Origin of the sequence: Clavibacter sp. MX14-G9D, from assembly GCF_032917815.1 — a bacterium.
Classification (GTDB): domain Bacteria; phylum Actinomycetota; class Actinomycetes; order Actinomycetales; family Microbacteriaceae; genus Clavibacter; species Clavibacter michiganensis_K.
Map to the genome: position 1 here is coordinate 1 of NZ_JAVCVL010000140.1, position 7334 is coordinate 7334.

A 7334-nucleotide genomic window follows, 5' to 3' on the forward strand; every position below is an offset into this window, starting at 1 on the left:
GCGGGCGCGTCGGGCGCGGTGCACCGCGTGGCGACCGACGGCCGGTCGGTGGGCGACATCGCGGCGGAGGTGGTGGCGCTCACGGGGTGGCTCCACGACGGGCGGCCGCGTGCGACGCCGCGCTGACCCGCGGACGGGTCACCCGACCCGCGGCCAGGCGCTCGTCAGGTGGGCCTCGATCGCGCGGTGGCGGAAGCCGTAGGACGTGCCCCGGTCGATGATGCCGCGCACGGTGTCCAGGCGCTGCGCCGTCGTGCCGACCTCCGCGGCCCTCGACCGGCCCATCGCCCTCGCGATGCGGGTGAGCGTGCGCTCGGCCGCGGGCAGCGCGGCCATCGCCTCCACGAAGGCGCGCTCCCGCGGGGGCAGCCGCTCGAGGATCCGCTCCACGTGCGCGGCCGCCTCGCGCTCCGCGCCCCGCCAGCCCGCGTGGACCTCGTCGCGGGTGATCGTCGTCCCCGATCCGGCGTACCAGGCGCGCTCCCCCGCCAGCTGGAAGAGGAACGGCTCCCCGCGGCACAGGTCGACGATGGCGGCCGCGGCGTCCTGCTCCATGCGGATCCGCGCGGTGCGGCCGGTCCCGTCCGCGACCTCCCAGCCGGGCACGACGAAGTCCTGCAGGGCGGCGCGGATGTCCTCGTCGTCGATCGCGGTGAGGACGGTCGTGCGGAAGCGGCGCGCGAACGTCGCCCCCTTGTGCGCGCCGGCCCGGTCCTCGAAGTCCGGCAGGCCCGTGAGGTACACCGCGATGGGCAGGGACCGGCGCACGCGCGCGCCCCCGGGGACCTCGACCTCCTCCTCGTGCGTGAGGGCGTCGCCGAACGCGATCAGCAGCTGGGAGAGCGTCCGCTCGTCGGTGATGTTCTGCACCTCGTCGACGTGGACCAGGGCGACCCGGTCCTGGCGCATGGCGGCGCGGCCGACCTCGACGAGCAGCGCGGTCAGCGCCGTGTACGGCTCGGGGCCGCTCCGGTCGGATCCGCGCACGGTGAGCGAGAGCCCGGCCGCGGCGACCGTCTCCACCCGGTCGATCGCCTCCCGGATCCGCCTCTCGCGCGCCGAGGGCAGGCCCGCGGCCCGCGCGAGCTCCAGCACGGCGGCCGCGACGGGCTTCAGCGGATCGGCGCCGAGCGGGATGCGGAGCTGCGGCGTGACCCAGTCCCCGTCGCGGGCGGCGGTCCGCGCGATGCGCCGGACGAGCGAGGACTTGCCGAGACCGGGCTCCCCGAGCACGGTGCGCCCGCGCTCGGGGAGCCCGCGGAGGAGCCGGGGGCGGACCACGTCGCGCCAGTCGCCGAGCTGCTCGGTGCGGCCGGCCCAGATCTCCGGGACCGTGTCGGATCCGGGGCTGAAGGGGTTGTCCGTCGCGTCGCGCACGTTGGTAATGTTACCAAGCCCCGCGAGGCTTGGTAATGTTACCAACCTGTGCGGGTCGCGGCGCGGGTCATGCCGGCCCGACGTGCCGACCCGGGACCGGGCTGGAGTAGACGACGTGGGTCGTGATCCCGCCGAGGACGGCGAGGCGGCCCGTGATGCGCTCGAGGTCGCGCATCGAGCGGGCGTGCACCTTGACGATGAAGCAGTCGGCGCCCGTGACGTGGTGCGCCTCGACGATCTCCGGCATCTCCGCCACGAGCGCGTGGAAGGGGCGGTAGTCGCCGGAGGGGTAGGCCAGCCGCACGAAGGCGGTGACGGCCCAGCCGAGGGCCTCGGGATCCGCCGTGATGGAGTAGCCCGTGATGATCCCGGCCTCGGTCAGGCGGCGCACCCGCTCGGCCGTCGCGCTGGCCGAGAGCGAGACCGCGCGGCCGAGCTGCGTGACGCTCATGCGGCCGTCGGCCTGGAGCCCGGCGATGATCGCGTGGTCGGTGGCGTCGAGGGCGAGCGGCGGATTCGTCGGCATGCGGCCGAACCTACCGGGCGATCCGCGGCGCGAGGGCCCGGATGCCGGGCGACCGCCCTTCCGCGCCAGGGAGCTCGACCGCTTCGATGGAGGCATGCAGACGAGCCTCTCCGCCATCGACTTCCTCGCCGCCAAGCTGGCCTGCGAGACCGACCCCGCCGACCTCGCCGCGGACCGCGCGAGCGGCGCCGCGCCCCTCGTGGTCGACGTGCGATCCGACGCCGCGTGGGCGCAGGGGCGCATCCCCGGGGCGGTCCACATCCCCGGCGCGGAGCTGGCGGCGCGCGCCGCCACCGAGCTGCCCGACCGCGACGCCCGCGTCGTCGTCTACTGCTGGGGACCGGGCTGCAACGGCAGCACGCGCGCCGCCCTCGCGCTCGCGACGCTCGGCTACACGGGCGTGCAGGAGCTGATCGGCGGGTTCGAGTACTGGGCACGCGAGGGGTTCGCGGTGGCGACCGACGCGGGGCGCACGCGCCGGGCACCGGATCCGCTGACGGCGCCCGTGCACTGACCCGCGCGGATCAGCCGACGACGTCGACGACCGACGCCACCGCGAGCTCGGCGAGCAGGTGGTCCCGCTCCTCCTCGTGCGCGGTGATGGTGACGACTGCGTCGCGGGACGCGTCCACGACCACGTACTGCCCGTACCGGCCGTCGAGGCGCCAGGCGTCGCCCGGGCCGTCCCAGGTCGCGAGGCCGTAGCGGGCGAAGGGCGCGTCGGGATCGTCGCCGCCGGTGCCGACCCAGTCGGCGTGCATCCGGTCGATCCACTCCCCGCTCACGAGCTGACGACCCTCCCACGCACCGCGGTCGCGCAGCAGCCGGCCGATGCGCGCCAGCTCGCCCGTCCGCAGGTGCAGTCCGCTGCCGCCCACGACGAAGCCGAGGGGGCAGCGGTGCCACTGCGGATTCCCGATGCCGAGCGGGTCGAACAGGCGCGGCAGCAGCCAGTCGCGCACGTCGCCGACCTCGGCGGCGAGCATCCGCATGGCGACGTAGGGGCTGGCGTCGCTGTACTGGAAGACGCGGCCGCGGCTCGGGCGGCCGAGCATCGCCTGCGCGAGGTCGGGGCCGGGGACCGGCTCGTCGCCGAACCAGGCGAGGTCGATCCCGCTGGTCATGGTGAGGAGGTGCTCGACGGTGACCCCGTCGACGCCCGCGCCGAGCTCGAGGTCGGGCAGCAGCTCGGGGACCCGGGTGTCGAGCGCGAGGATCCCCGCGTCCACCGCCATGCCGACGGCCAGCGCGCACACGCCCTTCGACACCGAGTAGAGGTCCTCCCGGTCGTCGCTACGCCAGCGGTGGGCGGCCTCGTCGTCGCCGATCCGGACGACGGCGCCGTACGCACCGAGCCGCTCGCGGTCGATGCCCTCGACGAGGCGGGCGAGGACGTCGGCGGCGGCGGTGCTCATGGATCCAGTGTGGCGGCCGGCCCGCCCCCTCAGCCGTTCATCGCGGCGACCGTCGCGTCGTACCGGCCCTCGACCTCGGCGAAGCGGAGCGGCTTGACCGCCTCCACCAGGATCTCGCGGGCGTCGGGCTGGGACTCGAGGAGGGCCATCACCTCGTCGGCGAAGGCGTCGAGGGGCATGAACCGCTCGTCCTCGGATCCCCCGGGGAGCAGCTCCGTCCGCACGCCCGGCGGGACGATCTCGATGACCTGCACCGAGGTGCCGGCCAGCTGCAGGCGGATCGACTCGGTGAACCGGTGGATGAACGCCTTGGAGCCGTTGTACGTGGGCGTGACGGCGAGCGGGGCGTGGGCGAGCCCCGAGGAGACCGTGATGAGGGCCGCGCGCGGGCGGGTCCGCAGGTGCTCCACGAACGCCGCGACCAGGTGCAGCGGTCCGCGGACGTTGGTGTCGATGACCCGCTCGGCGTGGTCGAGGAAGTCCGCGCTCCGGATGTCCTCCACGCCCATGACGCCGGCCATCGCGATGACGACGTCGAGGTCGGGGTGCTCGGCGAGCACCTGGTCGCGGGCGGCGCGCACGGAGGCGGGATCGGTGACGTCGATGACGACGGTGCCCAGGCCGTGCTCGGCGGCCAGTCGCTGCAGGAGCCCGGTGCGGCGTCCGCCGATGACGACGGTGTTGCCGGCCGCCTGCAGTCGCAGGGCCAGTGCCAGGCCGATGCCGGAGGTGGCGCCGGGGATGAATGCGGTGTTGCCGGTGATGTCCATGGGCCGAGTGTGCGGCGGCCCGGGCGGATCCGGGAGGGGAGCGGTCATCGTGGGACCGGCGCTCCCTCCCTCCCGCCCCGCCGCGAGCGCGATGATGGCGGCATGGACAGATCCGCGCTCGCCGCCTTCCTGCGCGCCCGCCGCGAGGGGCTGCGGCCCGCGGACGTGGCGCTCCCCGACTCGCCCCGCCGCCGCGTGCCGGGCCTGCGACGCGACGAGGTCGCGCAGCTGACGGGCATGTCCACGGACTACTACGCGCGGCTGGAGCAGGGGCGGGGTCCGCAGCCGTCCGTGCAGATGCTGCAGGCGCTCGCCCGTGCGCTGCGGCTCACGGACGACGCGCGCGACCACCTCCACCGGCTGGCCGGCCAGAACGTCCCCGCGCGGACGCCCCTCGACTCGCACGTCGCCCCGCCGCTGCGCCGGGTGCTCGACCGACTGGACGACACGCCGGCCGTCATCATCTCCCGCCTCGGGGAGACGCTCGCGCAGAACCGGCTGGCCGCGATCCTGCTCGGCGATCACATGCAGGAGCGCGGGATGGCGCGCGCCGCCGTCTACCGCTGGTTCACCCGGCCGGGCGAGCGCGACGTGTACCCGGCGTCCGACCACGAGCGCCAGGGCGCGTCGCTCGTCGCGGGCCTCCGGATGGCCCTCGGCTCCGCCGGCCCGTCCTCCCCCGCCGCCGCGCTGGTGCACCGGCTCAGCGCGACGAGCGACGAGTTCCGGGCGCTGTGGGAACGGCACGAGGTGGGGACCCGGTTCCACGACCGGAAGACGCTGATCCACCGGGAGCTGGGCGAGATCGAGCTCGACTGCCAGGCGCTGTTCACCGAGGACCAGGGCCAGGCGCTCCTCGTGCTCACGGCCGCCCCGCGGTCCGACGCCGCGGGGAAGCTCGAGCTGCTCGCCGTGCTCGGACACCACCGGTTCGGCGAGGACGCGCCGGTCACGGCCGACGCGTGACGGCGTGAGCCGCGCGACGCGGGGCTGACGTCAGGCGCGGACGACCAGCGCCGCGAGCCGGTCGAGGTCCGCGGCGACGAGGGCGGCGTCGGCGGCGAGCTCCTCGTCGGTCACGCCCGGGCGCTGGAAGAGGGTGAACACCACCTCGCTGCCGTCGGCGTTCGGCAGCACGCGCAGCGGGTTCCGCACGACCGTCCCGTCGGGCAGCGTCACGTCGTGGTCGAGGATCCCGAGCTCGCGCGGACCGGTGAACGCGATCTCGATCGCGCCCATCGGCGAGTCCGACAGCCAGCGCCCGCTCTCGAGGCGGATCCCCGAGCTGACGCCCGCCGCCCACTCGGGCAGCCGCGCGGGATCCCCCGCGACGGCGACGACGGACGCCACGTCGGCATCGACGGGACGGGAGACGTGCAGCGCGGGCCAGGTCACGCCTCGACGCTAGCGCGCAGCGGCACGGCGGTCCACGCCCCTCAGTAGTCGATGCGGCCGTGCCGGCTGTGGAACCCGCCCGTCGGCCCGTCCGGTCCCACGAGCGCCATCGCCACGGTCGCGTCGGTACCCTCGGTGACCGTCTGGTGGCCGCCGTGGCCGTTGAAGTCGGTGGCCGTGTAGCCGGGGTCGGTGGCGTTGACCCGGAAGCCCGGCAGGTTCTTCGCGTACTGCAGGGTCAGGGTGATGACGGCCGCCTTCGAGGCTGCGTACGGCACCGCGAGCACGTGGCTCTCGTCGGTGCCGTCGCCGGCGAGGGCGCGCGGCCAGCCGACGCCCGAGGCGACGTTGACGATGACCGGCGCGGCGGACGCCCGCAGCAGGGGCAGCGCGGCCTGCGTCACCCGCACGATGCCGACGACGTTGGTCTGCAGCACCGAGAGCATCGCCGCGGGGGTGAGGTCGTCGACCCCGAAGGAGGTGCCGAGCACGCCGGCGTTGTTGACGAGCACGTCGAGCTCCGGGAGCGACGCGACGGCGCGCTCCACGCTGGCCTGGTCGTCGACGTCGAGCTGGACGGGGTGGGCGCCCAGGGCGCGGACGGCATCGCCGTCGGCGGTGTCGCGCATGCCGGCGTAGACGGTGTGCCCGGCCTCGACGAGGCGGCGCGCGGTCTCGAGGCCGAGGCTGCGGTTGGATCCGGTGATGAGCGTGGTGGTCATGCGTCGATCCTGCGCCCGGGCCGACGCCGCGCCCAGGCACCCGTCGACGGGAGGACCGGCGGTACCAGGCTGATCGGGCCGCCAGCGCGGAGGATGGGTCCATGACCGAGTTCGCGAGCGTCCTCCGCGCCTGGCGCGAACGCGTCCAGCCGGCGGACGTGGGCCTGCCCGCGGGATCGCACCGCCGCACCGCCGGCCTCCGCCGCGAGGAGCTGGCCGCGCTCGCGGGCGTGAGCGTCGACTACGTGGTGCGGCTCGAGCAGGGCCGCTCGGTCAACCCGTCCCCGCAGATGCTCGGCGCGCTCGCCCGCGCGCTCCGCCTCACCGAGGACGAGCGCGACCACCTGCACCGCGTCGCGGGCGTCGCCCCGCCCGGTCGCGGCGAGGTGCCGCGGCACATCACGCCGGGGGTGCACCGCATCGTCGACCGGCTGGGCGACGTGCCGCTCGCGGTCTTCACCGCCACGCACGACCTGCTCCTGTGGAACCCGCTGTGGGCGGCGCTGAACGGGGATCCGTCGACGCGCACCGGTTGGGACCGCAACCTCGTCTGGACCTACTTCACCCAGGGCCACGCGGGCACCGACTTCGACGCCGTGCACGAGGAGGAGTTCGCGCGCGACCTCACTGCGGACCTGCGCACGGCGGTGGGCCGCTATCCGGCGGACCGCGCGCTCGCCCGCCTGGTGACCCGGCTGCGCGCCGAGGTGCCGGAGTTCGCGCGCCGCTGGAGCGAGGCCCGCGTCGCCGAGCACCGGTCGAGCCGGAAGACCGTGACGAGCACGCCCGTCGGCCCCATCACGATCGACTGCGACACCCTCTCCGTGCCGGGCAGCGACCTGCGCATCGTCGTCTACACGGCCGAGCCGGGCAGCGAGGACGAGGCGCGGCTGGAACTGCTCCGGGTCACGGGCCTGCAGGCGCTGACGACGGCGCCGGTGGAGGCGGCGGGGGCCTGAGGGCGGTCCGGCAGGGCGCCCGCGTCGGGTGGCGGTGGATCAGCGGGCCGCCGCGATCCGGTTGAGCCACTCCGCGAGGAGCGTCCGCTCGCCCGTGCTGAGCCGGTCGGCGTCGGCCACGTGGGCACGCAGCGCGACGGCGCGCTCGACGAGGCCGGGCTCGCGGCGGG

At 75.5% G+C, this 7334-nt stretch carries 9 protein-coding genes; 3 read left to right on the forward strand and 6 right to left on the reverse strand.

All coding sequences use genetic code 11. The features are described from left to right. Positions 1-138: 138 nt before the first annotated feature. Together Q6969_RS11155 and Q6969_RS11160 are read right to left on the reverse strand one after the other, a co-directional pair. A complete protein-coding gene (locus Q6969_RS11155) occupies positions 139-1377 on the reverse strand; it encodes an AAA family ATPase (RefSeq protein ID WP_317230501.1) in 1239 nt (412 codons plus the stop codon). A gap of 67 nt (positions 1378-1444) precedes the next feature. Then, a complete protein-coding gene (locus Q6969_RS11160) occupies positions 1445-1903 on the reverse strand; it encodes an Lrp/AsnC family transcriptional regulator (RefSeq protein WP_317230502.1) in 459 nt (152 codons plus the stop codon). Positions 1904-1997: 94 nt separating this feature from the next. Between Q6969_RS11160 and Q6969_RS11165 the strand changes: the two genes are divergently transcribed. Next, entirely contained in the window at positions 1998-2417 is a 420-nt protein-coding gene (locus tag Q6969_RS11165; protein WP_317230503.1) for a rhodanese-like domain-containing protein, read from the forward strand. Between the two features lie 10 nt (positions 2418-2427). Here the strand turns inward: Q6969_RS11165 and Q6969_RS11170 are convergent, their stop codons facing one another. Next, positions 2428-3318 carry a serine hydrolase domain-containing protein gene (locus Q6969_RS11170; RefSeq protein WP_317230504.1) on the reverse strand — a complete coding sequence of 297 codons (891 nt, stop codon included), beginning with the start codon at positions 3316-3318 and terminating at the stop codon, positions 2428-2430. 29 nt (positions 3319-3347) lie between these two features. Then, positions 3348-4088 (reverse strand): SDR family NAD(P)-dependent oxidoreductase, encoded by a 741-nt coding sequence (locus Q6969_RS11175; RefSeq protein ID WP_317230505.1) that lies wholly within the window; start codon positions 4086-4088, stop codon positions 3348-3350. Between the two features lie 102 nt (positions 4089-4190). Here Q6969_RS11175 and Q6969_RS11180 point away from each other — a divergent pair, with 102 nt between their 5' ends. Further along, positions 4191-5054, forward strand: coding sequence for a helix-turn-helix transcriptional regulator (locus Q6969_RS11180; protein ID WP_317230506.1), 864 nt, complete (start codon positions 4191-4193; stop codon positions 5052-5054). A gap of 30 nt (positions 5055-5084) precedes the next feature. Here the strand turns inward: Q6969_RS11180 and Q6969_RS11185 are convergent, their stop codons facing one another. Both Q6969_RS11185 and Q6969_RS11190 read right to left on the reverse strand, forming a co-directional pair. Beyond that, a complete protein-coding gene (locus tag Q6969_RS11185) occupies positions 5085-5483 on the reverse strand; it encodes an SRPBCC family protein (protein ID WP_317230507.1) in 399 nt (132 codons plus the stop codon). Positions 5484-5524: 41 nt separating this feature from the next. Continuing rightward, positions 5525-6205 (reverse strand): SDR family NAD(P)-dependent oxidoreductase, encoded by a 681-nt coding sequence (locus tag Q6969_RS11190; protein ID WP_317230508.1) that lies wholly within the window; start codon positions 6203-6205, stop codon positions 5525-5527. Between the two features lie 101 nt (positions 6206-6306). On the opposite strand from Q6969_RS11190, the gene Q6969_RS11195 reads away from it, so the two are divergent. Further along, positions 6307-7164, forward strand: a complete 858-nt coding sequence (locus tag Q6969_RS11195) for a helix-turn-helix transcriptional regulator (RefSeq protein WP_317230509.1) — start codon at positions 6307-6309, stop codon at positions 7162-7164. Positions 7165-7334: the final 170 nt, after the last annotated feature.

Excerpts from the sequence above, each read along its gene's own strand:
- Q6969_RS11160 (WP_317230502.1), bottom strand. The coding sequence starts at position 1,903 with ATGCCGACGAATCCGCCGCTCGCCCTCGACGCCACCGACCACGCGATC.
- Q6969_RS11165 (WP_317230503.1), top strand. The coding sequence starts at position 1,998 with ATGCAGACGAGCCTCTCCGCCATCGACTTCCTCGCCGCCAAGCTGGCC.
- Q6969_RS11170 (WP_317230504.1), bottom strand. The coding sequence starts at position 3,318 with ATGAGCACCGCCGCCGCCGACGTCCTCGCCCGCCTCGTCGAGGGCATC.
- Q6969_RS11175 (WP_317230505.1), bottom strand. The coding sequence starts at position 4,088 with ATGGACATCACCGGCAACACCGCATTCATCCCCGGCGCCACCTCCGGC.
- Q6969_RS11180 (WP_317230506.1), top strand. The coding sequence starts at position 4,191 with ATGGACAGATCCGCGCTCGCCGCCTTCCTGCGCGCCCGCCGCGAGGGG.
- Q6969_RS11190 (WP_317230508.1), bottom strand. The coding sequence starts at position 6,205 with ATGACCACCACGCTCATCACCGGATCCAACCGCAGCCTCGGCCTCGAG.
- Q6969_RS11195 (WP_317230509.1), top strand. The coding sequence starts at position 6,307 with ATGACCGAGTTCGCGAGCGTCCTCCGCGCCTGGCGCGAACGCGTCCAG.